Source organism: Hydrogenophaga sp. PML113 (genome assembly GCF_001777155.1).
Taxonomy (GTDB): domain Bacteria; phylum Pseudomonadota; class Gammaproteobacteria; order Burkholderiales; family Burkholderiaceae_C; genus Hydrogenophaga; species Hydrogenophaga borbori.
Map to the genome: position 1 here is coordinate 37309 of NZ_MIYM01000010.1, position 26571 is coordinate 63879.

The following is a 26571-nucleotide window of genomic DNA, read 5'->3' on the forward strand; positions in this document are numbered from 1 at the left end:
GGCAGCGACTGTACCGCCGCCCCGCGCACGGCCGGTTCAGGGGATGAAGTTCAGCCCCTCCGGCAGATCGCCCTGGATAGGCACCTCGAACAGCGGCCCGCCGGCGTCGGGGTCGATCACCGTCGCGCCGTGGCTGGCGAAGAAGACCGCGATCTGGGTCTGCGCCGCCACCGCCAGCGGCGCGGCCGCCGCGATGCCGATGTTGGTGAGGAAGGTGTGCGGGTTCTTGGGGATGCCCGGATTGGCGGCGAAGGCCAGGTCGTTGCGGTAGTAGGTGACGCGGTCTTTGAGCCCGCCCGCGCGCACGATGGCGCTGCTGGTGGGGTTGGGCACGGTCACGTCGCCCTTGGCGAACTGCACGATCACGGGCTTAGCCGCGTGGCCCGCCGGCGGGTCGCGGCGGATCAGCTCGGCGTAGGACACCGGGTTGCCCGACTGCTGCACCCATTGGTTGCGGTCCAGCAGCTCGGCGATGGCCATGGCGCCCGGCACGGTGTTGACCAGCGGCGGCTGGTCGCGCAGCGGGATGTTCTCGTCGAAGTTCAGCGGCACCGGCCGCTCGGGCGTGGGCGGCAGGTTCAGCAGCACCGGCTGGCGCGTGGCCAGGCTCAGGCCGGTGAGGATGCGAAAGGCGGGGCTCAGGCGCGCGATCTCGGTGATGGAGCCGCCCGGCACGTTGGGCACGCCAGCCTTGATGTTGCGCTCCACGCCCAGCAGGATGGTGCCGTAGATGCCGCCGAAGGACTGGCCGGCGTAGTAGATGCGGCCGGGGTCAAGATCGGGCGCGCCGTCGCCGTCGGCGTCGACGCCGACCTCGATCTGGCGCACCAGCTGCATCAGGTCGATCACCGTCTGGCGCAGGCCGTCGCGGCTGCTGACGATGGTCTGCGGCGCGGCGGCGTTCACGCCCTCGGTGCTGTCGATGCTGCCGTTGCCGTCCTGGTCGATGCCGCGCCCGCCAGCGGGGATCTGCACCGGCGCGCCCACGGTGGGCAGCGCATTGAGCGTGCCCAGGGCGCCGCCGCCGTGGCCCACCACGTTGATCGACACCGTGGCGATGCCCTGCGAGGCCAGCACCGAGGCCACCGTCCAGGGCGCGCCGTACATGCTGTCGGTGAAGCCGTGGCCGAAGATCGCCACCGGCCAACCCATGGCCGGCTTGGGTCCGGCGGGCAGGAAGAACTGGGCCGTCAGCGTCTCGCTGCCCAGCAGGCGCGGCGCGCCGGTCAGCGTGTCGGTCGCGGGGATCACCTTGGCGGCGTTCTGGTACGAGGGCGAGTCGAAACGGCCGTAGGCCACCTGGCCCACCGCGCCCGGCACCACCTGCAGGGCCGGCGTGGGCAGGAAGCTGGGCGTGAACGCCGGTGCCGTGCCGGTCTGGCGGTTGAACTGGATGCCCTGCAGCCCCGCCACCGGGAACAGCGCGCGCACGCTGCCGCCGTTGCCCACCATGAAGTTCATGGGCGCGGGCGTGCTGGCCTTGATGCGCCGCTGGATCTTGAGCAGGTCGCCGGTGGCCGACTGCGTGGTGAACAGCGAGGCCGCCACCACGTTGCGACCGCCGCCGCGCGCCATCGGCAGCGCGTCGCGCAACTCGCGCTGCTGCGCATCGCGCCCGTCCAGGAAGCTGGCCGACTTGATCTTCTTGCCGCTGGCGTCGCGCACGCCGTTCGTGATCACCAGCAGGTAGCGCGAGCGCTCCTGCAGCAGCTCGTCGGATTCGAAGGCCAGGGTCTTGCTCGGCGGGTCCCACACCACGCGGTTGATGCCCACCTTCTGGCCGAAGCCGCGCAGGGTGAGCACGTCGCCCAGGTTGACCAGGTAGATGCTGTCGCTGCCCACCGACGCCGGGTCGATGTCGCCCGTGAACGGCACCGTGAAACGCGGCTGGGTGGAAAAGCCGTCCAGCGTGTTGATGACGTCGATGTCGGCGCAGTCGCTGGGCCGCGCGGCGCAGTCGGGCTTGGGCAGGTTCACCCGGCGCAGTGTGGCGTTGCCGAAGTCGGGCACCGTCCAGCGGTTGCTGGGGAAGGGGGCCGCAGTGGCGTCGTAGCGCACGGCCACGCCGTCGGCCAGGGCCAGCACCGGCCACAGGGCCAGCAAAGGAATCCAACGGGTCGAACGCGCGCGAAGCAGGTTCATGGCGTGTCTCCTGGGTGAGCCGCGGGGCGGCTCGGGGGCCGGGTGCTGTTCCGAGCGGCGGTTATAGGCCTGCCGTGGCGCGCGCACCAGGGGGGTCTGGCGTTTTCCCTGAGCCGGGCGTACCGTGGTCTGTCGCCTGCGCGACGCGCCGGACCGCGGAACCTCCGCCGGTCACCCCGCTCCATCCCTGGCCATGGAGATGTCATGTTCAAGACCGTCAAAGACCTGATCGAGCGGCTCACCGGCGAGCTCGCCGCCCCGGCGGACACGCCACTCGACGAGCACACCCTGCAGCTGTCCACCGCCGTGCTGCTGGTCGAGGTGATGCGCGCCGCGCCCGAGGTGCACGAGGGCGAGTACGCCGCCGTGCTGCGCGCCCTGCGCCGCCAGTTCCAGCTCAGCGACGACGAGTTGCAGCGCCTGATCGAGCTGGCCCACGAGACCGCCCGCACCGCCTACGACTACCAGCGCTTCACCCGCCTGCTCAACGAGCGCTTCACGCACGCGCAGAAGGTGACCATGGTGGAGGCCATGTGGGCCGTGGCCTACGCCGACGCCCACCTGGACGTGCACGAGAACGCGGTCATCCGCAAGGTCGCGGGGCTGCTGCACGTCACGCACGGCGAGTACATCGCGGCCAAGCTGCACGCGCAGCACGCGGGACCGCCGTCGGGGCACGACGTGCTGCCGTGAACCCACACAATCTTTGCGGTGGCGCCGCAACCGGTTTACCGGCGCGATACACGGCCTGGGCACGATGAAGGCTCAACAACACCTCCCGAAAGGAGACCGAGATGAAAGCCCGTTCGCTGATCTCCATCGCCGTCGCCACCGCCACGCTCGCCATGAGCACCGCCGCCCTGGCCCGCGACGACCACCGCGGCTTCTCGCGCCATGACGGCCCGCGCGCCGAGCGCCACGTCGATCGGCATGTCCACGACCGCGGCCCCCGTTTCGACCGAGGCCCGCGTTTCGAGCACGGTCCGCGCGACGTGCGCATCGTGAACCGCAACCACTACTACTACGGCCCCGCCCCGCGCTGGCAGCGCGGCCAGTACCTGCCCCGCGAGTACCGCGGCGGCCGCTACATCGTGGTGCAGCACAACCCACGCCTGTACCAGCCGCCGCGCGGCCACCACTGGGTGCAGGTCAATGGCGAATTCCTGCTGATCGCCGCCGCCACCGGCCTGATCGCCCACGCCATCCTCAGCAACTGATCCGGCACTACCATCGCGGCATGAAACGCCGCCACGCCCTCCTCTCCTCCATGGCCGCTTTTGCGGCCATGGGCTTTTTGTCCGCCTGTTCGCGCGAGCCCGATGCCGCGCCGCCGGCCCCACCCATCGACCACAGCCAGGCCTTGCAGGTGCTCGCCGCCGAAGGCAAGGGATTCACCGTGGGCGCCATGATGGCCGCCCAGACCGTTTATGTGCTGTTCGACCCGCAGTGCCCGCACTGCGCCGCGCTGTGGGAGTCGTCGCAGCCCCTGCTGCGCCAGGCGCGCTTCGTCTGGCTGCCTGTGGCCCTGCTCAACGCCAAGAGCCTGCCCCAAGGGGCGGCCATTCTCGGCGCGGCCAACCCGGCCGAGGCCATGGCGACCCACGAGAAAAGCCTGAGCACCGGCCAGGGCGGCATTTCCGCTTCCGCCAGCGTGCCGGCCGAACTGGAAGCCGCCATCAAGCACAACACGGCCCTGCTGACGCGCCTGGGTGCGGAATCGGTGCCCTTCATCGTGGCGCGCGACCCGAAAGGCAATGGCGCCCGCACCGTGGCTGGCGCCATGCCCACGGGGCAGCTGGCCAGCTTCATTGGCCTGGGCGGGCAGTAAAAAAACCGGTCAGGCGGCGAACGTGCGGGCATGGCCGCCAGACGCAACGGATTCTTAATCAATTAGTGCCAAGGGAGTATCTAGAAAGTAGGCCGATCGGCTGAAACTTGGTGGACGCCCGCTACCGCTTTCGGGCGGTGCCCCACCAACTGTTCATCGATCGCTCCATGCCTCGTCCCTTGCTTCCACCGTGGGCCATGGCGGCCCTGGCGGCTCCGCTGGCCATCGCGCCCTGCTGTGCCCAGGCCGATCCCGGCCCAGCGGCCCCCGTCCCGGCCGCCTCCCCGTTCGGCGCTTCGCCCAAGGCGCCCCGGCCCCCGGCGGACGGCAGCCCGGTCATGCCCGACCGGCGACCGGGGCAGGCCAGCCAAGCCCACCCGGCGGTGCAGGCCGGCGGCCTGAGCCTCAACGACTCGGGCGCCCAGTACAGCAGCGAATCGCCCGACACCCGGCTCAACGCCAGCATCGGGCGCGACTGGGGGGGCGGCCGCGGCCTGCGCGGCGGCGTCGACTACGCCCGCCTGCTCAACGACCAGTGGGCCGTGGGCGGCAACTTCATGGCCAGCATCGAGCACCAGGAGGCCGTGCTCAACGGCCTGTACTCGCCCAGCAAGGACCTGCACGTCGGCCTGTCGCTGGGCTGGCTGCGCGACACCGACACCTACCCGTTCTATTCCGGCCCCGCCGACGTGTCGGTCGACCAGGCCTCGGCGCTGGCGCGCGTGATTAAACGCTTCGATGAAGGTGCCTGGCTCACGCAGCTCAACGGCAGCGTCTACATGGCCCGCGCGCGCAAGCCCGACGTGCCCGACGCGGTGATGGTGGAGGAATCGCCCACGCTCATCCGCTTCCTCGTCGACCCGCGCGAAATCGCGCCCGGCCGCCTGCAGGGCTTCAACGTGGGCATGGGCCTGCGCCCCTGGGCCAACGCCGAGCTCAAGCTCTCGCTGGGCCGCGAAACCCTGCGCTACCACTTCCAGGACGGCTCGGGCGAAAAGGACAGCCGCACCACCGCGGGCCTGGGCTATACCCATTCCCTGCCAGGCTGCTGGCAGTTGGAGGGCAACGCCAACACCGGCGTGGCGGGCGATCGCCTCTCGTTCGGCGTGCGCCACGGCATGTGGAACGTGGCGCTGGCACGCGACGGCGGTGCCCCGGGCATGAAGGCCCGCACCAGCCTGGTGGTCGGCGTGGACGTTCCACTGGGCAGCAACCCCACGGCGCGCTGCGCGGCCGGCACGGGCCTGCGCCAGACGCGCGATGTGCGCCGCCTCGACGAGGTCTTTCAGCGCCCGCGCGAACTGCCCTCGCGCGCGCTCGCCAAGGTCGACCTGACGGCCGTTCCCCTCGTGCTGTCCGTGGTCGTGGTGATGGCCGACGCCTCGCTCACCCTGGTCAGCTTCAACGCCGTGGGGTTCTGACATGCGCCTCGTCCCTCGCTTCGTTCCCTGGTTCGCGCGGCCGCTCGTCCAGGGCCTTCTCCAGCGGCCCTGGCGGTGGCTGCTGCTGCTCCTGCTCGCCTCCCCCTTCGCGTGGGCCGCGGGCGTGAGCATCAACCACCTCACGATCACCAACGTCCAGCAGCTGTCGTTCGCGCAGGCCCGGTTGGACGTGCCGGTGGGTGCGCAGGTCACGCAGACCGCCACGGTGCGCCTGAGCCCGGGCGCGGTCATCCAGGCGGTGGTCGGCGGCACCACGTACACCGGGACGCTCACCGTGAACAAGGCCAAGCCCCGGTTGTTCTTCTACTTCACGCCGCGGCTCTTCTTTTCGTCCACCTGCGGACAGGAATGGACCTGGCCCATCGCCAACCAGGGCACCAACAACACCGTGGGCGGCACCCTGATCACGAACAGCGATGGCCCCTTGTTCTACCCCATGGGTTCCGAGCCGGGCAACATAGGCAATGCCGGGCCCAACCAGTTCAAGCCCTACTACCTGCGGTGGATAGGCCACCGGGCCTATACGCCAGAGATGGCGGTGTGGAGCGATGCCTGGGTGGAGCAAGGCGCCACCCGGGACTTCGAAGCCGCGACCAGCGAGAAGATCCAGTATTCCGTGTGGGGGAACGACCGCGTGATCTTCACCAACGGACAGTGGATCTTGTCCTGCAGCCAATGAAGCCCCGGCGGCCGCGACACCTCAGCGCCGCCGCGGCCCGCGCGGCGGCCGCCGCTCCTGCAGCCGCTCCTGGCGGCGTTGCGCGTCCGCCGCCTGTCCCGCGCGCAGCCATTGCAGGTACTGTTCGGGCGTCTCCAGCGTGATGCGCCCCATCAGCGTGGCGCGGAAGTCGCCGATCACCAGCTCGGCGGCCTTCTGCGCGTCCACGCGCCCACCGCTCACCAGCGCGCCGCGCTGGCGGCCGATGGCTTCGAGCAGTTCTTCCGCCGGCGCCTGGGCCAGCGCCTCGGCCGTGAGGCCGAAGCCGTAGCGCGCGAGCAGCTGCGCGGGATAGGCGAGCTTGAGGTTGTCCAGCAACTCCAGCGCCACCTCCTGGTCGTCGTAGGCGTTGCGGCCCACCGCCCCGCTGGCCGCCAGGTGAAAGCCACTCTGCGGGACGATGATGCGCGGCCACAGCATGCCCGGCGTGTCGTAGAGGTAGAAGTCGTCGGCCAGCACCAGGCGCTGCTCGGTGCGGGTCACCCCGGCCTCGTCACCGGTCTTGGCCGAGCGTTTGCCGACCAGGGTATTGATGAGCGTGCTCTTGCCCACGTTGGGAATGCCGCAGATCAGCACCCGCAGCGGCTTGACCATGCCGCCGCGGTTCGGCGCGAGTTCTCGGCAGGCCGCGATCAGCGCGCGCGCGGGCGCCACCACGCCCGCGTCGAGCGGGATGGCGCGGGTGCCGGGCTGGGCGTTGTAGTGCGCCAGCCAGAGCGCGGTGCGCTCGGGGTCGGCCAGGTCCTGCTTGTTGAGCACCTTGAGCGAGGGCCGCTTCTTGGTGAGCTCCCCCAACAGGGGGTTGGCGCTGGAGCCCGGCAGGCGCGCGTCCAGCATCTCGATCACCACGTCGATGGACTTCACGCGCTCGGCGATGGCCTGGCGCGTGAGGTGCATATGACCGGGGAACCACTGGACGCTCATGGGAAGACGGGCGGCGAACGGACGCGCCGCCAAGGGGCTGGAAGGTCGCGCATTGTGCCTTGGTGTAAGCCCGTAGGCCGCCCCCGGGTGGCCTGCCTAGAATGCCCCGTCCCTCCTCCCACCCCGCGAAAGGCGCCCATGGCCATCACCGTCAAGATCGACCTCGGCTACGAATTCGCCGTCAAGGCCAAGGCGGCCGATGTGTTCAAGCTGCTGTCGGACGTGCCCGCCTCGGTCGCGCACTTCCCCAAGGTCGAGAAGCTCACCGATCTCGGCGGCGGCAGCTACCAATGGGAGATGGAGAAGGTCGGCACAGCCCAGGTCAACATCCAGACCGTGTACGCCAGCAAGTACACCAGCCAGTGGAACGACGCCAAGGGCACGGGCACCGTGAAGTGGGTGCCCGTCAAGGGCGTGGGCAACGCCCAGGTGGGCGGTCACTGGAAGATCAGCGACCAGAAGAAGTCCACCGCGATCGAGTTGGCCATCGAGGGCACGGTGGACGTGCCGCTGCCCAGCCTGATGAAGATGGTGGTGGCGCCGGTGGTCGAGGCGGAGTTCGAGAAGCTGGTCGACAAGTACATCGCCAACCTGGTCAAGAAGTTCGGCGGCGAGGCCTGAACGATGGTCTGAGCGGGCCCTCAGGCCGCCAGCGCCTGGCCCTGGCCCGCCACCGTGCGCGGGCGCCCCAGCCGCTCCGCGGACACGTATTCCTGCCGGTACACCTCGAAAGGCAGGGTGTCGGCCGCCTCGATGGCGCGCTGGTCGTCCCACGACCGTTGGGCCAGCGCCTCGAAGCGCGACTGCTGCGGCTCGCCCCAGGGCAGGCCCAGCAGCTGCCGGTGCGTCAGCGCCGATTGCCCGCGCACGAAGGCGACGAAGGAGTCGTCGTGATGCGCCGACATGGCGTGCAGCACGCGCGCCGAGGGCAGCAGGTCGGGTTGGCGCAGCGTGCTGCGCGCGTGCGCCACGGCCAGCGCGTGCGCGTCGGTGCCATCCAGTTCGTCCAGCGCGTCGGCGATGGGCTGCAGCTGTTCGACGATCTCCAGGCCCCAGTCGCCGAGCTTCACGGGCGCGCCGCGGCGCAGCAACTCCAGGCCCGGCTCGCGACCGCGCGCGGCCGTCAGGTGCTGGTTCTGCGCCAGCTCGCGGATCTCGCTGGGTGTGTCCGGGGGGCTGTCGCTCAGCAGGCAGTGCAGCAGGAACACGTCGAGGAAGCGCAGCGTCATCGCATCGATGCCGATGGGCTCGAAGGGGTTGAGGTCCATCAGCCGGACCTCGATGTACTCCACGCCCCGCTCGCGCAGCGCGTGCAGCGGGCGCTCGCCCGGGAAGATCACGCGCTTGGGGCGGATGGTGCCGTAGAACTCGTTCTCGATCTGCAGCAGCGTGGTGGCGAGCTGGTTGTAGTCGCCCCCCGGGTTGCGGATGCCCACGGTTTCGTACGCGGGCCAGGGCCGCGTGAGCGCGTCGTGCAGCGAGGCCGCATAGCCCTCCAGGCCGTTGTAGCTCACGGCCAGCGTGCCCTGCGCCTCGCTCTGGTAGCCCAGGCGGCCCATGCGCAGCGAGGTGCCGTGCGGCATGTACAGCGTGCCGCTGGCGCCAAGCTTCTGCAGCTCGTGGGGGCGGCCCTCGACGAAACTCGAACACACCGCCGGCGAAGCGCCGAACAGCGTGAGCAGCAGGAAGGCGTGGCGGCGGAAGTTGCGGATGAGCGAGAAGTAGCCTTCGTTGTCCACGCCAGGCAGCGACCAGTTGTAGTGGATGCCCGAGATCGTCTGCATGCGCCGGCCGTAGCGGTGGGCCAGGCCCATGCGGTAGACGCTCTTGGCGCGGCCCACGTTGGACGAACCGTAGCGGCCGATGGGAATGGTCTCGTCGGGCGGCAGGCCACAGGGCATGCTCGACACCCACAGCCGCTCATCGCCCTGCGCCTGCAGCGCGCGCAGCACGAACTGGTGGATTTCGGTGAGCTCGGCCAGGCAGCTGTCCACGCTGGCGTGCACGCCCGTGATGAGCTCCAGCTGCGACTCGCTGTAGTCGGTGGTGATGTGGGGGTGCGTCAGCGCGCTGCCCAGCGCCGCCGGGTGGGGGGTGAGCGCCAGCTTGCCATCGGGCAAGGAGCGCAGGCTCTCCTTCTCGATGCCGCGGCGCATGCCCCGAAGTCGCTCGGGCCCCAGGGCGGCCAGCCGTTGTTGCAGTGCGGACATAAAGCAGAGACTCTTGCGAAGCGGGGGCCGGAAGTTAACACGGCTGCGCGGATTCTGCCGAGGCCGCTTCCCGGCATCCCCAGGCGGCCTGGGCCCGTGCGATCCAGGCCTCGATGGCCTGCGGGTCATGGTGTAGGCGCAACTCGTCGAAGGCGACCTGCGCCTCGGGGTGGCGGTGGCGCAGGTAGTTGAGCCACTGCTTGAGCCGCCCCGCGCGGTGGCGCCGCTCCACGCGCGCGCTCACGCGGGCCCAGAACAGCGGCAGCAGCGGCACCACGCGCGACCAGGGCACGCCGCCCTCGCCACGGATGGCCGAGGCCAGCCCCGGGTCGGTGATCTGGCCGCGGCCGATCATGAGGTGCTCGCAGCCCGTCACGGCCGCGCAGCGCCGCGCGTCCTCCACGCACCAGATCTCGCCGTTGGCGATCAGCACCGGCCGCTGCGCGGGCAGCGCCTGCGCCACCTGCGCGATGCGCTCCCAGTGCGCGGGCGGCTTGTAGCCCTGGGCCTTGGTGCGCGCGTGGATCACGAGCTCGCTCGCGCCCGCGTCGGTGATGGCCAGCGCGTTGTCCTCGGCGCGCGCGTCGTCCATGTACCCCAGGCGCATCTTGGCCGACACGGGGATGTGCGCCGGCACCGCGCGCCGCACCGCCGCCACGATGCGGCCCACCAGCTCGGGCTCGTCGAGCAGGACGGCGCCGCCCCGGCTGTTGTTCACCGTCTTGGCCGGACAGCCGAAATTCAGGTCGATGCCCGGCGGCTGCAGCGTGGCCAGGCGCGCGGCGTTCTCGGCCATGAGCGCGGGGTCGGAGCCCAGCAGCTGCGGGCGCACGGGCACGCCGGCCACGGTGCGCCCGCCGTTCAGCAACTCGGGCACCACGCGGATGAACGCGCGCTCGGGCAGCAGGGTGTTGGTGATGCGGATGAACTCGCTGGTGCAGCGGTCCACGCCCCCCAGGCGCGTGAGCACGTCGCGCAGGGTGGCGTCGAGCAGGCCTTCCATGGGAGCGAGCAGCAGCATGGGGCGTATTGTCCCGTGCCGCGCCGCCGCCCCCGCGCGGCGGGGACAATCGCGCTCCATGGACGTTGTCGACGATTTGCGCGTGGTGCACGAGGACGAGGCCCTGGTGGTGCTGGACAAGCCCTCGGGCCTGCTGGCCGTGCCGGGCCGCGGCCCGGACAAGCAGGACTGCCTGAGCGCGCGCGCCCAGGCGCGCTGGGCCGACGCCCTGATCGTGCACCGCCTGGACATGGCCACCTCCGGCCTGGTGGTGATGGCGCGCGGCCTGGCCATGCAGCGCGCCCTGTCCCTGGCCTTCGAGAAGCGCCGCGTGCACAAGCGCTACACCGCCGTGGTGGCCGGGCGGCTCGACAACCCCGACCCCGGCAATGGCTGGCAGACCATCGACCTGCCGCTCATGATCGACTGGCTCAACCGGCCGCGCAGCATCGTGCACCACGGCATGGGCAAGCCCAGCCTGACGCGCTGGCGGCTGGCCGGCGATGACCCAGCCCCGCGCACGGGCTTGGTCACACGCTTAGAACTGGAGCCCGTGACCGGCCGCACCCACCAGCTGCGCGTGCACCTGCAGGCCATCGGCCACCCCATCGCGGGCGACCCGCTCTACGCGGACGGGACACAACGCGCCCTGGCCGAGCGCTTGCTGCTGCACGCGGGCTGGCTCGCCCTGCCGCACCCGCTCAGCGGCGACACGCTCGAACTGCACAGCCCTTGTCCCTTCTGAACCCCGAACCGAACGAGACACGCCACATGACGACATCGCATCTCACCATCCTCACCGGCGCCTCGCGCGGCATGGGCCAGGCCATGGCGCGCCAACTGCTGTCGCGCGACCGCGTGCTGCTGTGCCTGTCGCGCCAGATCAGCGACGAGCTGCAGGCCGAGGCCGAGCGCCTCGGCGCGCCGCTGACCCAGTGGTCGCAAGACCTCGCCGATACCCACGGCGCGCGCGAGCGCCTGGCGAACTGGCTCGCCGGCCTCGACCCCAAGGCCCTCGCCAGCGCCACGCTCATCAACAACGCGGGCGTGATACCGGCCATCGCGCCGCTGGGCGACTGCCCGCCCGAAGGACTCAGCACCGCCCTGCGCGTGGGCCTGGAGGCCCCCATGCAGCTCACGGCCGCCTTCCTCGCCGCCACGCGCGCCTGGGCGCGGGCGGGCTGGGGCGGGCCGCGCAAGGTGCTCAACATCTCCTCCGGCCTGGGCCGCAACGCCATGGCCTCGCAAGCGCCCTACTGCGCGGCCAAGGCCGGGCTGGACCACTTCACGCGCTGCTGCGCGCTGGAAGAAGCGCCGCAGCCCAACGGCGCCAAGCTGGTGTCGCTGGCGCCGGGCGTGATCGACACCGACATGCAGGTCCAACTGCGCGCCGGCGAGGCCAGCGCCTTCCCCGACCGCCAGCGCTTCGTCGACCTGCGCGAGAAGGGCATGCTCAGCACGCCCGAGGACGCGGCCCGCCGCGTGCTGGCCTGGCTGGGCCGCGCCGATTTCGGCCAGAACCCGGTGGCCGACGTGCGCGACGCCTGAGCGTCGCCCGCCCTGTTGCCCCTGCGCGCTACCATGGCCGGCTTCCCCTCCCCCTTTCGATCCCTGGAGTTCACATGAGTCGAGACGTCTACGTCGTCAGCGCGGTGCGCACCGCCATCGGTACCTTCGGCGGCAGCCTGAAAGACACGCCACCCACCGCACTCGGCGCGCTGGTGGTGCGCGAATCGCTCGCGCGCGCCCAGGTCGGCGGCGAGGACGTGGGCCACGTGGTGTTCGGCCACGTGGTGAACACCGAGCCGCGCGACATGTACCTCTCGCGCGTGGCCGCGCTGGACGGCGGTTGCGCCCAGGGCACGCCGGCCTTCAACGTCAACCGCCTGTGCGGCTCGGGCCTGCAGGCCATCGTCTCGGCCGCGCAGGGCATCCTGCTCGGCGACACCGACATCGCCATCGGTGCCGGCGCCGAGAACATGAGCCGCGCGCCCTATGCCAGCCTGAACACGCGCTTCGGCGCGCGCATGGGCGACGCCACGCTGGTCGACATGATGGTCGGCGCCCTGCACGACCCCTTCCACAAGATCCACATGGGCGTGACGGCCGAGAACATCGCCGCCCGATGGGGCATCGGCCGCGAGGAGCAGGACCAGCTGGCCGCCGAAAGCCACCGCCGCGCGCAGCGCGCCGTGGAATCGGGCCACTTCAAGGACCAGATCGTTCCCGTGATGCTCAAGGGCCGCAAGGGCGAGGTCGCCTTCGACACCGACGAGCACTTCCGCCCCAACGCCACGGTGGAGGACATGGCCAAGCTCAAGCCGGTGTTCCTGAAGGACAACGGCACGGTCACCGCGGGCAACGCGTCCGGCATCAACGACGCCGCCGCCGCCGTGGTGCTGATGAGCGGCGAGCAGGTGAAGGCGCGCGGCCTCAAACCCCTGGCCCGCCTGGTGGGCTATGCGCACGCCGGCGTGGACCCCAAGTACATGGGCATCGGCCCGGTGCCGGCCACGCAGGCCGTGCTGAAGAAGACCGGCCTGAGCGTCCAGGACCTGGACGTGATCGAGGCCAACGAGGCCTTCGCGGCCCAGGCCTGCGCGGTGATCCGCGACCTGGGCCTGGACCCGGCCAAGGTCAACCCCAACGGCTCGGGCATTTCGCTGGGCCACCCCATCGGCGCCACCGGCGCGCTCATCACGGTGAAGGCCCTGCACGAGTTGCAGCGCCGACAGGGCCGCTTCGCGCTGGTCACCATGTGCATCGGCGGCGGCCAGGGCATCGCCGCCGTCTTCGAACGCGCCTGAGGCCGCGCATGCACGGACTGCCGACCGCCGCACCGGCGGACCTGGGGCTGTGCCCCGAACGCACGCAGGGCATCGTGCAGGCGCTGCAGCGCGACGTGGACCGCGGCCGCCTGCCCGGCGCCGCGGTGCTGCTGGCGCGGCACGGCCGCGTGGTGCTGGACGCGGCCGTCGGCCACCTGGACCCGGCGCGCGACACGCCCATGGGCACGGATGCGATCTTCCGCATCTACTCCATGACCAAGCCCATCGTCTCGGTGGCGACCATGCGGCTCGTCGAGCAGGGCCGGCTGTTGCTGAGCGATCCGGTGGGCCGCTACATCCCCGGCTTCCTGCGACAGCAGGTGGCCGTGCCCGGCCCGCACGGCGTGGCGCTGGTGCCCGCCGCGCAGCCCGCCACCGTGCAGGACCTGCTGCGCCACACCGCCGGCCTCACCTACGAATTCACCGGCAACGGCCACGTGAACGCGCTGTACGCCCAGGCCGGCCTGGGCAGCCGCGACCAGACCAACGCCGAGCTCTGCGAGCGCCTGGCCGCGCTGCCGCTGGCGCACCAGCCCGGCAGCGCCTGGGCCTACAGCCGCGCCACCGACGTGCTGGGCCGGGTGATCGAGGTGATCACCGGGCAGGCGCTGGGCGAGCACCTGCGCGAGACCATCCTGCAACCGCTGGGCATGCGCGACACGGGCTTTCACGTGCCCGCCGAACACCACCACCGCATCGCCGAGGCCTTCGGGCACGACCCCGACGGCGGCGTGCAGATGCCCATGCACGACCCGCGCGAGCGGCCCCGGCTAGAGATGGGCGGCGGCGGCCTGATGTCCACCGCGCACGACTACGCGCGCTTCCTGCAATGCCTGCTCAACGGCGGCGCGCTGGACGGCCATCGCCTGCTGTCGCCGCACACCCTGGCCTTCATGACGGCCGACCACCTGGGCGCCAGCGTGGCCCATGCCGACAACCCGCTGCTGCCGCCCGGCCACGGCTTCGGCCTGGGCTTCGCGGTGCGCACCGCCTTGGGCGAAGCCAGCGTGCCCGGTTCGGTGGGCACCTACCACTGGAGCGGCATCGGCGGCACGCACTTCTTCGTCGACCCGGCGCTGGGGCTGTTCGCGATCTTCATGGCGCAGGCACCGAACCAGCGCATCCATTACCGGACGGTGATGCGGGGCCTGGTGTACGCGGCGGTGACCGGCTGAGGCGCGGCGGTCGCACCGCGCCGCGCGCCAGCGCGGCAAACGACCCCATCCCGTTCACTCCGCCGGGACGGCAATTCGCGGCGCCCCGGCGCCGTTTCGTCGCAAGGGCGTGGCCCCGGCCGGGCGCGCGACGCACAGTGCGGCACCGCTGACCCCACCCCTTGTCCCTCGCCGGAGATGCCCATGCTGCTGCAACTGCTCGCCAACCACCCCGAAGCCATCGGCCCCATCCTGCGCGGCACGCCCGCCTGGGTGTGGGGCCTGCTCGCGGGCCTTCTGGCGCTGGGCGCCAGCCAGCTGCGCGAGCGCACCGCCAGCGTGGCCCGGGTGTCGCTCATACCCGCGGCCATGACCGCCTTCTCGGTCCTGGGCACCTGGTCGGCCTTGAGCGCCTCGCCGCACCGGGCCGGCGCGGTCGCGGCCTGGCTCGCCGCCGCGGCCCTGGCCTTCGCCCTGTTCGCGCGCCGGCGCGCGGCGGCGCGGTTCGATCCGGTGCACCGCACCTACCGCCTGCCGGGCAGCGCCGTGCCGCTGCTGCTGATCGTCGGCATCTTCCTGGTGAAGTACGGGGTGGGCGTGGAGCTCGCCATGGCGCCGCGGCTGGTGGACGGCGCGCCGTACGCGCTGGGCGTCGCGGCGCTGTACGGCGCGTTCACCGGCGCCTTCGTCGGCCGGGCCTGGGGCCTGTGGCGCCTGGCCTGGCGCCCCGCCACCGCCTGAAGCGGCCGCCTGCAACCGGCGCGGCGCCTCAGCCCCGCCCCGGCAAGGCCTTCAGGTACAGGTGCAGGGCCCGCAGATCGGTCTCGCTCATCTGGCCCAGCGAGCCGAAGGGCATCACCTGCACCGCGCTGCCGTCCGGCCGCTTGCCGCTGCGAAACATCGCGATCAGGGACTCGGGGTCGGGGTAGCGCGCCATCGCGCCGCCCGGGCCGGGCCGCAGATCGGCGGCCGGCGGCCAGTCGGGCGGTCCGCCCGGGATCTTGCCGCCGCGCAGGCCCTCGCCGTGGCAGCCCAGGCACATGTTGGCCACGTACTGGCCGTGCGCCAGCGTCACGCCCTCGGGCACGGGCGGCTGCGGCGGCCGTGAGTGGTCGATGCGCGAGGCGGCGTCGGGAATCAGGCCAAAACCGTACATCGCCTTCACCGGCAGCGGCAGGCGGACCACCGCGCCCCGCCCGTTCGCGGGCGGCAAGGAACGGATGTAGGCCACCAGCGCGGCCAGGTCGTCGTCGGTGAAGCGGTTGTAGTCCTCGCTGGGCATCACCATCAGGGCGCGGCCCGTCGGGTTCACGCCGTGGCGGATGCTGCGCACCCAGTCCACCGGCTGGTAGGCGCCCACCACGCCGCCGGGACCGGTGGTGATGTTCGGGCCGGCGATGGTGAGGCCGCCGTCGTCCACGAAGGTGCGGCCCGCGCCGTTGGCCCCGTGGCAGTCGACGCAGCCGCGCGAGCTGAAGAGGTAGCGCCCGCGTTCGACCGAGGCCGCGTCGGTGCGGTAGGCCACCGGCTGCACCGGCACGTCCACCTGGCGCGCCATGCGGCGCTCGGCCAGAAACAGCCCGGTGGCCAGCGCCGCCGCCACCAGCAGAACCAGCGCGCCCAGGCCCAGCCCGAGCGCGCGCACCCATCGCCGCTTGTTCGCCATCTCCGCCTCCTCGTGTGGGGAGTCGCGATTGCATGCGCGTTGCGGCGCGCCGTCAAGCACCCCGGCGCCCTTCGGCGCGCCGTCGGGGCGGCGGCGCCCCGCTCAGACCCGGCCCCCATCCACCAAGATGCTGCGCCCCGTGATCCAGCGCGCGTCGTCCGAGCACAGGAACGCCACCGCATCGGCGATGTCCTGCGGCTCCGCCAGTCGACCGAGCGGGGTCAGCCGCGTTTCGCCCTCCAGGTAGTCGGCGGGCAATCCGGCCGTCATGTCGGTGCGCGTGACCGCCGGTGCCACGGCGTTGACGCGGATGCCGCGCGCGCCCAGCTCGATCGCACAACCGAGCGTCAGGCTGTCGACCGTCGCTTTGCTGGCCGAGTAGCTGACGGTCTGCGGCTCCGGACGCACCGCCAGGCTGCTGGAGACATTGACGATGGCACCACCCGAAGCGGGAAAGTGGTCCAGCGCCGCCTGCGTGCTGGCCAGCACGCTCCAGGCGTTGGTGAGCAACTGGTTCTGAAAGGACTGGCGGCTGATCCGGCCCACCGGTTCGCTGTGAAAGACGCCGGCGTTGTTGACCAACACGTCGACGCGCCCGAAACGGGCCGCCACCTCGCGCAGGGCCGACTCGACCGCCACCTCATCCGCCACGTCGGCCCGAAAAGCCTCTGCTTCGCCACCGCTGGCCCGAATGGCCTGCACCGTGGCGGCGGCCGCCGCGCCGTTGTCGCGGTAGATCAAGGCCAGCCGTGCGCCGTCGGTCGCCAGCCGGCGCGCGATGGCCGCGCCGATGCCGCGCGAGCCACCCGTGACGATGGCGACTTTTCCAGACAACTTCATGTTCGCTTCCTTTCCACGATTGAGAGAGAAAGCCAACGATAGTCAGCGCCCCGCGGCGCGGGTAGTCCGCCCCAACGCGACACGGGGTTCCAGAAATGGAACGCCTTCAGGCGCCGCCGCGGAATCGCTCTTGCAGAAAGTCGATCAGGGTGCGCACCGCGAAAGCCAGCCCGCGCCGGCTGGGGTAAATCGCATACACCGTGGACGCCGGTGGCTCCAGCCCGGGCAGCAGTTCAACCAAGGCGCCGGTGCGCAGTGCGTCGATGCAGGCCTCGCGCGGGATCTGGGCCACACCGGCGCCGCCCAACAGGGCTTCGCGCAAGGCCAGCAGGTTGTTGCTGACGAAGCGGGCCTGCGGCTGGTAGTTCAGTTCGTGCCCGTCGGGTCCACGAAAGACCCAGGGGCGAACGGTCTCGCCCTGAACCTGCGCGATCAACGGATAGCCGCCGAGCTCGGCGATGGAGTGCGGCGCGCCGTGGCGCTCGACCAGGGCCCGGTGGCCCACCAGCACCATGCGCCCGGTGCCGATCGGCCGGGCCACGAGATCCGCCGCCGCCAGCGGCGCCGCCGACACCCGGATCGCCAGGTCGATGCGCTCGGCCAGCATGTCCACGTAGTGGTTCGACAGGTCCAGCGACACCGTGACCTTCGGGTACCGGTTCATGAACTCGGCCAGCCAGCCCGCCAGGAAAAGCTCGCCTTGCAGCAGCGAGGAACTCACGCGGATCAGGCCGCTCGGCTCGGCCTGCGCCTCGCTCACCGTGGCCCGCACGGCGTTCGCCTCGTCGGCTATCGCGCGGGCGTGCCGGTGGACGCGCTCGCCCACGTCGGTGAGGTGGAAAGCGTGCGACGAGCGCTGCACCAGGCGCACGCCCAGCTCCTTCTCCAGCGCGGCGATGCGCCGGCTCAGGCGCGACTTCGGAACGCCCGTGCTGCGCTCGGCCGCCGAAAACCCGCCGGCATCGGCCACGCGCAGAAACGCCATCAGGTCGTCGAGCCGGTCCATCCGTCTCAGCTGCCCTTGGCGGGCACCGGCTGCGCTCGCCAACGGAAGAACATGGGGTAGACCTTCTCCACCACCGGTCCGTCGAAGTCCCAGGACACGCACTGGCCCAGGTGAGCGGGCGGGCGGCCGTCGCCGGGCGGCGCGAACGAGCCGGCGCGGGTCTGCATGGCCGCCGTCGCCAGGTTGTAGAGCAGCTCGCGCAGGTGGGTGCAGCCGTCGGTGTGGCCCAGGTGGCGCTGGATGGTCTGGCGCCAGCCCTTGCCCAGCACCTCGCCCACCATGCGCCGCATGTTGGGCAGGATGCTCGGGCAAGGGCCGTGCGGGAAGGCGTCCATGGCGACGGCGATGTCGCGGATCACCATGTCTTCGCCATAGGTCACGCGGATGCGCATGTGGTGGATGGGCTCGTCGGCCGCCCAGTGGCCCTCGCCGCGGATCTCGAAGTCGAAGGGCTTGCTGTCGTGCAGCTCGCCTTCGATGTCCCATAGGCCATCGTCGCGGCGAAAGCCCTGGTAGGTGACGCGGCGGGTGTGCATGGGCGTGCGCGGAGCGGGGGTGGGCAAAGGCAAGGCGGCTCTCCGGGTGCGGGAAAACCCGCAATTGTCGGGTCAACGGGCCGCACGCGCTGGCACACTGGTGTCTTGTCCCCCGAGGAGCGCGCCATGGCCCACGATCACCCGCACGACCATTCCCATGACCACGACCACCCGCACGACCACGGCCACCCGCCCGAGGGCGCCCGCTGGAAGCACGACGGCGTGCGCGTGATCCCGGGCAACCAGCTCGACGGCAATGTGCCCTCCACCCCGGGCATGGACCGCAAGGCCGCGATCAACTTCGCGCGCGTGGGCGCGCAGAAGCTCTGGGCCGGCACCGTCACCATCCACCCCGACGCCAAGACCGGTGCCCACCACCACGGGCACCTGGAAAGCGTGATCTACGTCGTCAAGGGCCGGGCGCGCATGCGCTGGGGCGAGCACCTGGAGTTCACGGCCGAGGCCGGCCCGGGCGACTTCATCTACGTGCCGCCCTACGTGCCGCACCAGGAAATCAACGCCAGCCCCACCGAGGTGCTGGAGTGCGTGCTGTGCCGCAGCGACGGCCAGGCGGTAGCGGTCAACCTCGACATCGAACCGGTGGAGAAGCCACAGACGGTGCTGTGGGTCGACCCGACGCACCCCACCGGGGGGGTTTGAGAGCGCGCCGATCGTTCGCGCCTTGACGGCGTCGGCGCCTTCGGCGGATAACCCGCCGCCCATAACAGCACATTCCTCAAGGGAGGGGATACCCATGACAAACCGATACCACTCGGCCCTGGTCCGCTTGGCGCTGGGCAGCGCCCTGGCACTGGCGGCCGGCGCGCTCACACTGGCGCAAGCGCAGGACAAGGACGCCGCCCAGGCGGAGATGCAGCGAAAGCTGGCCTCGCTGTCCTGGTACACGCCGGGGCAGGTCGGCGACATCGCCGGCAAGGCCACCTTCGCCGCGAACGAGAAGTACACCTTCCTCAACCCGGCCGACACCGACACCTTCCTCCAGCTCAACGGCAACCCGCCCCAGCGCGGGGCGTACACGGTGGCCAGCACGCAGACCGACTGGTTCGCCATCCTGAACTTCGCCCCCGAGGGCTACGTCAAGGACGACGAGACGATCGACGCCGACGCGCTGTTGAAGCAACTCAAGGACAACAACGGCCGCGAGTCCGAGGAGCGCCGCAAGCAGGGCTACCCGGTGCTCACGCTCACCGGCTGGGCGATCGCGCCGCGCTACGACGCCCAGAACAAGCGTCTCGAATGGGGCACGCTGCTGCGCGACGAGAGCACCCAGCAGATGCACGCCAACGTCAGCACCAAGGTGCTGGGCCGCAGCGGCTACACCAACGTGGTGCTGGTGACCTCGCCCGACACCGTGGAGCGCGACCTCGCCGATTTCAAGACGGCCCTGGGCGGCTTCAACTACGTCTCCGGCGAGAAGTACAGCGACTGGAAGCAGGGCGACAAGGTGGCGGCCTACGGCCTGGGCGCGCTGGTCCTGGGCGGCGCGGCCGCCGTGGCCACCAGCAAGGGCGGGCTCAAAGCGCTCGGCATTGCCGTGCTGGGCGGGCTGGCCGCGCTGTGGGCTGGCATCAAGCGCTTCCTGGGCCGCAGCAAGAAGTCCTGAGCCCGCCGCCCGTGCCCCACGAAATCGCCCTGTTCTGGCTCGTCGTGGCCGGCTTTCTGCTGGCCGACAACCTGGTCTTCGTGCCGGCGGGCTGCGAGCTGCTGCGCTTCGGGCGCCGGGGGGCCTTCCGGTACGACGCCAGCGCGCGGCTGACCGCAGCGCGCCGCGAGGTCGTGCTGCTCAATCCTCTGAACCTGTTCGACCGGGCGCTGATCACCACCCGCTGCTTCGGCGACGTCGAGCCGCGGCAGTGGCGCCAGGGCCGTTCGCTGGTGCGCTCGGCCCTGGCCTCGCTCAATGGCCTGAGCGCGCTGGGCTACTTCTACATGCTCATCACCGCCTGCCTGGCCGCGGTGTCGTTCCACCTGCCGTTCACGCTGGTGTTGCTCGGTTTCGTGGTGGTGCATCTGCTGATGTGGACGCTGAACACGGCCGCGCTGGTCGCCCTGCGCCACCGGCTCGGCCTAAGCGGGTACGACACCTTCGTGCTCTGCGTCGAGGCCATCTTCGTGCCGGCCTATCTGATGAACATGGGCAAGCGCGCGGTGCACAAGAAGCGCATCGCCATTTCCGCTTTGGGCCTGGGCCTGCGGACGCTCAAGCGCACGGACGACGAAGGCGAGCGCGAACTGCTGGCCATTCGCCTGCGCGAAAGGCTGCAATGGCTGGGCATGACGCAGGGCCATGAAGTGGACGACACCTGTGCCGCCGCGCCAGCGCTCAGCAGCACCCAACAATGGATCTCAAGGGCCGAGGCATGTTTGACGACCTGAGCACTCAGGAGTGGTTCTTTCTCGCCCTGGCGGCCGGCACCGGCTTCCTGGTGGTGCGCCACTTCATGGACAAGCTGTCGGATGGCACGGGCAAGGGCGCGGGCCCGCAGCAGGCGGCACCCGCGCCCCCCACCCGGGACGGGGCCGATCAAACCTCCTGGTTTCGCGGCGACGCGCAAGCGGCCGACGGCGCCGGGAACCAGGGCTTTGCCCGCGGCGGCGAGCGCGGGGGTGACGACGGTGGCGCCCACGCTCCCCCCCGCGACACGCCCGCGGCGCCCTGGTACCAGGTGCTAGAGGTCAGTCCGACGGCCCCGGCCGGCGACATCAAGGCCGCCTACAAGCGCAAGATCCGCAAGTACCACCCCGACAAGGTCGCAGGGCTGGGCCCTGAGTTCATCGCCATTGCCGAAGCCAAGGCCCAGGAAATCAACCGGGCCTATCAACAGGCCTGCGCGGACCGCAGCATCACCGACTCGCCGCCCTGACCCCGGCCGGCCGGACCGCGACCTGAGTGCGGCGGACGGCGTGCCGGGGTGGCGGCGCGCGAACCACAGGGTCATGGCGTCGGCCTTGAGCCGGCGCGCCCAGGCCGTCAAGCGCCCGATGGGGCCACCGACCATGACGGGACGCGCCGCGCTCAGTCGCCCTGAAAACCGCCCGCCCGCAGCGTCACCACCAGCGTGTCGCGCCAGCCGTGGCCGTCCGCCGGGTCGGGCTGGATGGGCGTGCTTTCGTGGATCACGCGCTGATCGTCCAGCAGCAGCAGCGACCAGGGGTCGCGCAGGGTGAAGCGCTGGCCGCTGGGGCCGTTGGCCTCGAACACCCGGCTTTCGCCGCCCTTGATGGCGTGGCGTCGCACCAGGAACACCGCCACCAGGTCCACGCCGTCGCGGTGCGCCCCCTCGGGCGTGGGCCGGCCGATGCCGTCGGTGGTGTCGATGCGGAAGGGGTGCGCCTCCACATACCAGGGCCGCTCCCCACGCAAGGCGCTGGCCGCCGCCGCCAGGCGCCGCAGCAGCAGCGACCAGGCGGGCGCGTTCGCCATCGCGGCCTCCATGGGCTCGAACCAGCGCTGCATGCCGCCGTGCAGGGCGTTGTATTCCACCGGTTGCCAGTGCGCGCGGTGCGGCTCCAGCGCCACGCGCTCGCCGTCCACCACGAAGCAGCTGTGGCGGCGCTGGCGGTAGCGGCCGCCGTCCTTCAGGTAGGCGTCGGGGGCCAGCCGGTCCCAATGCGGCTCCAGCGCGCGCAGATCGGCCAGCGGCACGCCGATCCAGGCGGCGCTGTCCTCGCCGCTGAGCAGGCCCACGCCGCGCTCGCGCAGGGCGGTGTCGATGGCGTTGGCAGGGCTGGGCCCTGAGTTCATCGCCATTGCCGAAGCCAAGGCCCAGGAAATCAACCGGGCCTATCAACAGGCCTGCGCGGACCGCAGCATCACCGACTCGCCGCCCTGACCCCGGCCGGCCGGACCGCGACCTGAGTGCGGCGGACGGCGTGCCGGGGTGGCGGCGCGCGAACCACAGGGTCATGGCGTCGGCCTTGAGCCGGCGCGCCCAGGCCGTCAAGCGCCCGATGGGGCCACCGACCATGACGGGACGCGCCGCGCTCAGTCGCCCTGAAAACCGCCCGCCCGCAGCGTCACCACCAGCGTGTCGCGCCAGCCGTGGCCGTCCGCCGGGTCGGGCTGGATGGGCGTGCTTTCGTGGATCACGCGCTGATCGTCCAGCAGCAGCAGCGACCAGGGGTCGCGCAGGGTGAAGCGCTGGCCGCTGGGGCCGTTGGCCTCGAACACCCGGCTTTCGCCGCCCTTGATGGCGTGGCGTCGCACCAGGAACACCGCCACCAGGTCCACGCCGTCGCGGTGCGCCCCCTCGGGCGTGGGCCGGCCGATGCCGTCGGTGGTGTCGATGCGGAAGGGGTGCGCCTCCACATACCAGGGCCGCTCCCCACGCAAGGCGCTGGCCGCCGCCGCCAGGCGCCGCAGCAGCAGCGACCAGGCGGGCGCGTTCGCCATCGCGGCCTCCATGGGCTCGAACCAGCGCTGCATGCCGCCGTGCAGGGCGTTGTATTCCACCGGTTGCCAGTGCGCGCGGTGCGGCTCCAGCGCCACGCGCTCGCCGTCCACCACGAAGCAGCTGTGGCGGCGCTGGCGGTAGCGGCCGCCGTCCTTCAGGTAGGCGTCGGGGGCCAGCCGGTCCCAATGCGGCTCCAGCGCGCGCAGATCGGCCAGCGGCACGCCGATCCAGGCGGCGCTGTCCTCGCCGCTGAGCAGGCCCACGCCGCGCTCGCGCAGGGCGGTGTCGATGGCGTTGGGGGAGAGGTAGGGAGGGGAGAACTCGGCGGCGCTCATCGGCTGCGGTTGGCTGCGGCAAAGGGAGCCGCGAGCATACGCCGGGTCGCCAAGGGTAAGCCCGCATCGGGGAATACCGGCGCCGATGGCCCAATGCCGCCATGACCGCCACCGCCGACCCCACCCCGCCCGAGGCGCCCCCGCCCAGCGACGCGCCGCGCGAGCCCTCGGTGTTCGAGCTGCCCATCGCCGACCTGCGCCCCGCCGACCCGCTGCGCTGGCTGCGCGCCGGCTGGGCCGACTTCCTGCGCTGCCCCGGCATCGGCCTCTTCTACGGCGCCTGCTTCTTCGCCATGGGGCACGCGCTGCTGGCCGTGTTCCGCGCCGCGCCGGCCTACGTGCTGGCGCTGTCGGCGGGCTTCCTGCTGATGGGGCCCTTCCTGTGCCTGGGCCTGTACGACGCGAGCCGCGCGCTGCAGCGCGGCGAGCCGCCCTCGCTGGGCCGCTCGCTGCGCGCCTGGCTGCCCACCAAGGGCACCATGGCCCTGTTCGCCGGCGTGCTGCTGGTGCTGGAGATGCTCTGGGGCCGCGCCTCGCTGGTGGTGTTCGCGGTCAGCTTCACCACCTTGCCGGACACGCAGCACCTCCTCGGCCAGATGCTGCGCGGGCAGCACCTCGAGTTCCTCATCACCTGGACGCTGGTGGGGGCCCTGTTCGCCGGGCTGATTTTCGTCACCAGCGTGGTGAGCATCCCCATGATCCTGGACCGCGGCACCGACGCCATCTCGGCCGGCCTCACCAGCATCCGCGCCTGCCTGCAGAACCCGGGCGTGATGCTGTTCTGGGGCCTGCTGATCAGTGCCACCGTGGCGCTGTCGATGCTGCCCTGGTTCCTGGGCCTGCTGGTGAGCGGCCCGGTGATCGGGCACGCCAGCTGGCACGCCTACCGCGCCACGGTGGCGCCGGATGAAGCGACCGCGCGGGCGCCCTAGTCAGGCACCGTGGTGGGGCCGGCGGCGCTCGCGCCGGCCGGCCGCCGCGCCCAGCAGGGCCGGCTCCACCAGGCCTTCGAACAGGGGCTGCAGCTTCATGACGCGGTCCATGGCGGCCCGCTCTTCCAGGCCGCGGCACAGCCACTGCAGGAGGTCGGGGCGCATGAACCACAGGGCGCGGGCCGATTCGGCCACCAGCAGGCGGTGGCGCAGCTGCTCGGCCTCCCATCCGCCGTCTTCGCCGACCAACGCCAGCATGGCCTTGCGCACGCGCGCCAGGCGGTAAGGGTCGTCGTCGTGGCGGTTCTCGCCCTGCAGCCGCTGGGCAACGGTGTCGAAGAGCGTCGAGAGGAACTGCTTCATGCCTGGGCGGGTGCGATTTCTGTCTGTGGTTGTGGGCACAACGGCGGGCGGCGCCCGCCATTCCAGCACAAAACGGCCATTTTGTAACCGTCCTTGTCAGCCCTCGCCGCGCCACAGGCGCGCGAGCAGCCACCATGAGAGGAGCGTGTTCGTCAGCGCCAGCAGCCCGAGCATGAGGCGCAGGCCAGCCGGCGGCTCGTGGATCTGGATGAACAGCACCAGGGCGCTGGACAGCGCCTGAAAACCCAGCATGAGCCAGAACAGGCCCTTGCGCGGCTGCCACACGCGGCGAAAGGCGTCGGTGAGGGACGGCATGCCGCTCATTGTGCCCGGGCGGGTTCGGTGCGCTCGAGCTCGCGCTCCTGCAGCCAGCGCCACATCACCTTGCCGCTGCCGCTCTTGGGCAGGGCGTCGGCGAACGCCACCTCGCGCGGGCACTTGTAGGCGGCCATGTGCTCCCGGCACCAGGCCAGGATGTCGGCCTCGCTGGTCTTGCCCTGGGCGTCGGCGCGCAGCACCACCACGGCCTTCACGCTTTCGCCGCGGTAGGCGTCGCGCGTGGCGATGACGCAGGCCTCGGCGATGGCGGGGTGTTTGAACATCAGCGCTTCGACCTCGGCCGGCCAGACCTTGAAGCCACTGGCGTTGATCATGCGTTTGAGGCGGTCGGTGAGGAAGAAGTAGCCGTCCTCGTCGATGCGGCCCAGGTCGCCCGAGCGGAAGAAGCGCTTGCCCTCGATGTCGATGAACGCCGCGGCCGTGGCCTCGGGGCGCTTCCAGTAGCCGTCGAACACCATGGGGCCATGGATCACGATCTCGCCGGCCTCGCCCACCGGCAGTTCGCGCAAGGTGTCGGGGTCGACCACGCGGGCGTCGCAGCTCATGAAGGGAATGCCCAGGCACTGCTGCTTGGGGTCGTCCGGCGGGTTGCTGTGCGAGGGCGCGGCGGTTTCGGTGAGCCCGTAGCCTTCCGCGTAGCGCAGGCCGAACAGCTCCAGCAGCCGCTGCGCCACGGCCTGCGGCATGGCCGCGCCGCCGCCGCCGATGTAGACCAGGCTGGACAGGTCGTAGCGCTCGAAGCTGGGGCTGGCGAGCAGGTCGATCACCATGGTCGGGATGTTGGTCCAGTGCGTGACGCGCCAGCGCGAGATCAGCCGCCCCGCCAGCTCGCGGTCCCAGCGCGGCATGAGCACGATGGTGGCGCCGCCGTAGATCGCCGTGTGCATGCCCGACACCATGCCGGTGATGTGGAACAGCGGCACCACCAGCAGCGACACGGCCTCCGCCGTGCTGTTGCCCCACAGGGCGCCGGCGACCGCGTTGTGCATGAGCGTGCGGTGCGGGTGCATGCAGCCCTTGGGCAGGCCGGTGGTGCCGCTGGTGTAGGGCAGCACGGCCAGGTCGTCGGGGCCGCGGTTGTGCTCGGGCAGCGGCGCGGTGCTGGACAGCGCCTCGGCCCAGGTGGCCACGCTGCCGCCCGCCAGCGCGGGACGTTCGTGGCGCGCGCCCAGCCAGGCCTGCCAGGCGGGCGGCACATCCGCCGCCGGGCCGATGACGTCGGCGTAGTGCGTCACCACCAGGTGGCGCAGCCGCTGCGCCTCGGGCAGCGCGGCGTCGGCCTTGAGCAGTTCGCCGGCGAGATCGGCCGCGCAGAGCGCCACGCGCGCGTCGGGATCGGTGATGTAGTGCCTGAGCTCGTCGGCCTTGTTCATGGGGTTGACCGGCACCACCACGGCATTGGCGCGCAGCACCGCGTAGCAGGCCACGACCCACTGCGGGCAGTTCTGCATGAACAGCAGCACGCGGTCGCCGTCGCGCACGCCTTGCGCGCGCAGGTGCGCGGCCAGGCGTTCGGCCTGGGCCAGCAGCTCGGCGTAGGAGGTGCTGAGATCGAAGAAGACCAGGGCGGGCTTGTCCGGGTAGCGCCGCGCGCTCACCACGAGGTTGTCCCACAGGGAGGTTCGGGGTGTCCGAATGGCGTAGGGCAAACGGCGGGGCCAGACGCGGTGGTGCGCCCGCGCCGGTGGATCCTGAGGGCTCATCTCCGCGGGTCTCCGATGGTCGTCTGTCGTGGCACGAATTCTGCGTTGCCCTCCGGGGGCGCAGTCGTGCGGATTGTTCAATAAAGCATCGGCATGGCACTCCCACGTAAACCCCGATCCCCGGTGGAAAAGGCGGGGTCTACATTGGCCCGCTTGCGGCTGGGCACCGAACAGGTGCCTGTCCGTTCGT

Annotated in this window: 29 protein-coding genes; 16 read left to right on the forward strand and 13 right to left on the reverse strand. The window is 71.4% G+C overall.

The window, feature by feature from the left end; translation table 11 throughout:
- Positions 1 to 36: 36 nt before the first annotated feature.
- Positions 37 to 2142, reverse strand: coding sequence for a hypothetical protein (locus BHU06_RS17790; RefSeq protein WP_070400551.1), 2106 nt, complete (start codon positions 2140 to 2142; stop codon positions 37 to 39).
- 204 nt (positions 2143 to 2346) lie between these two features.
- On the opposite strand from BHU06_RS17790, the gene BHU06_RS17795 reads away from it, so the two are divergent.
- The 5 genes from BHU06_RS17795 (at position 2347) to BHU06_RS17815 (ending at position 6091) form a co-directional block, all read left to right on the forward strand.
- Positions 2347 to 2835: a TerB family tellurite resistance protein gene (locus BHU06_RS17795; protein ID WP_070400552.1), complete on the forward strand. Its 489-nt coding sequence runs from the start codon at positions 2347 to 2349 to the stop codon at positions 2833 to 2835.
- Between the two features lie 101 nt (positions 2836 to 2936).
- A complete protein-coding gene (locus BHU06_RS17800; protein WP_070400553.1) occupies positions 2937 to 3359 on the forward strand; it encodes an RcnB family protein in 423 nt (140 codons plus the stop codon).
- 20 nt (positions 3360 to 3379) lie between these two features.
- Positions 3380 to 3970, forward strand: a complete 591-nt coding sequence (locus BHU06_RS17805; RefSeq protein WP_070400554.1) for a thioredoxin fold domain-containing protein — start codon at positions 3380 to 3382, stop codon at positions 3968 to 3970.
- A 338-nt stretch (positions 3971 to 4308) separates the two neighbouring features.
- Positions 4309 to 5391 carry a hypothetical protein gene (locus tag BHU06_RS17810; RefSeq protein WP_070400555.1) on the forward strand — a complete coding sequence of 361 codons (1083 nt, stop codon included), beginning with the start codon at positions 4309 to 4311 and terminating at the stop codon, positions 5389 to 5391.
- Position 5392: 1 nt separating this feature from the next.
- Entirely contained in the window at positions 5393 to 6091 is a 699-nt protein-coding gene (locus BHU06_RS17815) for a hypothetical protein (RefSeq protein ID WP_070400556.1), read from the forward strand.
- 21 nt (positions 6092 to 6112) lie between these two features.
- Here BHU06_RS17815 and ylqF read toward each other — a convergent pair whose 3' ends face one another.
- Positions 6113 to 7054, reverse strand: coding sequence for a ribosome biogenesis GTPase YlqF (gene ylqF, locus BHU06_RS17820; protein ID WP_070400557.1), 942 nt, complete (start codon positions 7052 to 7054; stop codon positions 6113 to 6115).
- 138 nt (positions 7055 to 7192) lie between these two features.
- Here ylqF and BHU06_RS17825 point away from each other — a divergent pair, with 138 nt between their 5' ends.
- Positions 7193 to 7675 carry a hypothetical protein gene (locus BHU06_RS17825; protein WP_070400558.1) on the forward strand — a complete coding sequence of 161 codons (483 nt, stop codon included), beginning with the start codon at positions 7193 to 7195 and terminating at the stop codon, positions 7673 to 7675.
- Between the two features lie 20 nt (positions 7676 to 7695).
- Here BHU06_RS17825 and gshA read toward each other — a convergent pair whose 3' ends face one another.
- Complete coding sequence (gshA, locus tag BHU06_RS17830; RefSeq protein ID WP_070400559.1) at positions 7696 to 9264, reverse strand: glutamate--cysteine ligase; 1569 nt, start codon at positions 9262 to 9264, stop codon at positions 7696 to 7698.
- A 34-nt stretch (positions 9265 to 9298) separates the two neighbouring features.
- Complete coding sequence (locus BHU06_RS17835) at positions 9299 to 10285, reverse strand: tRNA-dihydrouridine synthase (protein ID WP_070400560.1); 987 nt, start codon at positions 10283 to 10285, stop codon at positions 9299 to 9301.
- A 58-nt stretch (positions 10286 to 10343) separates the two neighbouring features.
- Here BHU06_RS17835 and BHU06_RS17840 point away from each other — a divergent pair, with 58 nt between their 5' ends.
- From BHU06_RS17840 to BHU06_RS17860, 5 genes are all read left to right on the forward strand, one after another.
- Positions 10344 to 11009, forward strand: a complete 666-nt coding sequence (locus tag BHU06_RS17840) for an RluA family pseudouridine synthase (protein WP_070400561.1) — start codon at positions 10344 to 10346, stop codon at positions 11007 to 11009.
- 26 nt (positions 11010 to 11035) lie between these two features.
- Complete coding sequence (locus BHU06_RS17845; protein ID WP_070400562.1) at positions 11036 to 11812, forward strand: SDR family NAD(P)-dependent oxidoreductase; 777 nt, start codon at positions 11036 to 11038, stop codon at positions 11810 to 11812.
- 74 nt (positions 11813 to 11886) lie between these two features.
- Entirely contained in the window at positions 11887 to 13071 is a 1185-nt protein-coding gene (bktB, locus tag BHU06_RS17850) for a beta-ketothiolase BktB (protein ID WP_070400563.1), read from the forward strand.
- An 8-nt stretch (positions 13072 to 13079) separates the two neighbouring features.
- Positions 13080 to 14267, forward strand: coding sequence for a serine hydrolase (locus tag BHU06_RS17855; protein WP_070400564.1), 1188 nt, complete (start codon positions 13080 to 13082; stop codon positions 14265 to 14267).
- A gap of 183 nt (positions 14268 to 14450) precedes the next feature.
- Positions 14451 to 14987: a DUF6622 family protein gene (locus BHU06_RS17860; protein ID WP_070400565.1), complete on the forward strand. Its 537-nt coding sequence runs from the start codon at positions 14451 to 14453 to the stop codon at positions 14985 to 14987.
- Positions 14988 to 15015: 28 nt separating this feature from the next.
- On the opposite strand, the gene BHU06_RS17865 is transcribed toward BHU06_RS17860, so the two are convergent.
- The 4 genes from BHU06_RS17865 to BHU06_RS17880 all read right to left on the reverse strand — a co-directional run bounded on the left by BHU06_RS17865 (position 15016) and on the right by BHU06_RS17880 (position 18327).
- Positions 15016 to 15912, reverse strand: coding sequence for a cytochrome c (locus BHU06_RS17865; protein ID WP_070400566.1), 897 nt, complete (start codon positions 15910 to 15912; stop codon positions 15016 to 15018).
- A gap of 102 nt (positions 15913 to 16014) precedes the next feature.
- The gene (locus BHU06_RS17870; RefSeq protein WP_070400567.1) at positions 16015 to 16752 is read right to left on the reverse strand and encodes an SDR family NAD(P)-dependent oxidoreductase; all 738 of its coding nucleotides are present in this window, start codon (positions 16750 to 16752) and stop codon (positions 16015 to 16017) included.
- 106 nt (positions 16753 to 16858) lie between these two features.
- Positions 16859 to 17758: a LysR substrate-binding domain-containing protein gene (locus tag BHU06_RS17875; protein WP_070400568.1), complete on the reverse strand. Its 900-nt coding sequence runs from the start codon at positions 17756 to 17758 to the stop codon at positions 16859 to 16861.
- 5 nt (positions 17759 to 17763) lie between these two features.
- Positions 17764 to 18327, reverse strand: coding sequence for a DUF2889 domain-containing protein (locus tag BHU06_RS17880; protein ID WP_070400569.1), 564 nt, complete (start codon positions 18325 to 18327; stop codon positions 17764 to 17766).
- Positions 18328 to 18420: 93 nt separating this feature from the next.
- Here BHU06_RS17880 and BHU06_RS17885 point away from each other — a divergent pair, with 93 nt between their 5' ends.
- From BHU06_RS17885 to BHU06_RS17900, 4 genes are all read left to right on the forward strand, one after another.
- On the forward strand, positions 18421 to 18954 hold the full coding sequence (locus tag BHU06_RS17885) for a cupin domain-containing protein (protein ID WP_070400570.1): 534 nt from the start codon (positions 18421 to 18423) through the stop codon (positions 18952 to 18954).
- A 94-nt stretch (positions 18955 to 19048) separates the two neighbouring features.
- Positions 19049 to 19918, forward strand: coding sequence for a DUF2167 domain-containing protein (locus BHU06_RS17890; protein ID WP_070400571.1), 870 nt, complete (start codon positions 19049 to 19051; stop codon positions 19916 to 19918).
- A gap of 11 nt (positions 19919 to 19929) precedes the next feature.
- Positions 19930 to 20691, forward strand: coding sequence for a hypothetical protein (locus BHU06_RS22595; protein WP_070400572.1), 762 nt, complete (start codon positions 19930 to 19932; stop codon positions 20689 to 20691).
- The gene (locus BHU06_RS17900) at positions 20676 to 21179 is read left to right on the forward strand and encodes a DnaJ family molecular chaperone (RefSeq protein WP_139147104.1); all 504 of its coding nucleotides are present in this window, start codon (positions 20676 to 20678) and stop codon (positions 21177 to 21179) included. The genes BHU06_RS22595 and BHU06_RS17900 overlap by 16 nt, the downstream gene beginning before the upstream one ends.
- Before the next feature lie 152 nt (positions 21180 to 21331).
- Here the strand turns inward: BHU06_RS17900 and BHU06_RS17905 are convergent, their stop codons facing one another.
- Positions 21332 to 22060: a 2OG-Fe dioxygenase family protein gene (locus BHU06_RS17905; RefSeq protein WP_070400670.1), complete on the reverse strand. Its 729-nt coding sequence runs from the start codon at positions 22058 to 22060 to the stop codon at positions 21332 to 21334.
- A gap of 240 nt (positions 22061 to 22300) precedes the next feature.
- Positions 22301 to 23044, reverse strand: a complete 744-nt coding sequence (locus BHU06_RS17910) for a 2OG-Fe dioxygenase family protein (protein WP_070400574.1) — start codon at positions 23042 to 23044, stop codon at positions 22301 to 22303.
- A 101-nt stretch (positions 23045 to 23145) separates the two neighbouring features.
- Here BHU06_RS17910 and BHU06_RS17915 point away from each other — a divergent pair, with 101 nt between their 5' ends.
- Positions 23146 to 23976 carry a DUF2189 domain-containing protein gene (locus tag BHU06_RS17915; protein WP_070400575.1) on the forward strand — a complete coding sequence of 277 codons (831 nt, stop codon included), beginning with the start codon at positions 23146 to 23148 and terminating at the stop codon, positions 23974 to 23976.
- Here BHU06_RS17915 and BHU06_RS17920 read toward each other — a convergent pair whose 3' ends face one another.
- From BHU06_RS17920 to BHU06_RS17930, 3 genes are all read right to left on the reverse strand, one after another.
- Entirely contained in the window at positions 23977 to 24339 is a 363-nt protein-coding gene (locus BHU06_RS17920; RefSeq protein WP_070400576.1) for a hypothetical protein, read from the reverse strand.
- A gap of 96 nt (positions 24340 to 24435) precedes the next feature.
- Positions 24436 to 24654 (reverse strand): hypothetical protein, encoded by a 219-nt coding sequence (locus BHU06_RS17925; RefSeq protein ID WP_139147105.1) that lies wholly within the window; start codon positions 24652 to 24654, stop codon positions 24436 to 24438.
- Between the two features lie 5 nt (positions 24655 to 24659).
- Positions 24660 to 26381: a long-chain fatty acid--CoA ligase gene (locus BHU06_RS17930; protein WP_070400578.1), complete on the reverse strand. Its 1722-nt coding sequence runs from the start codon at positions 26379 to 26381 to the stop codon at positions 24660 to 24662.
- Between the last annotated feature and the right edge of the window lie 190 nt (positions 26382 to 26571).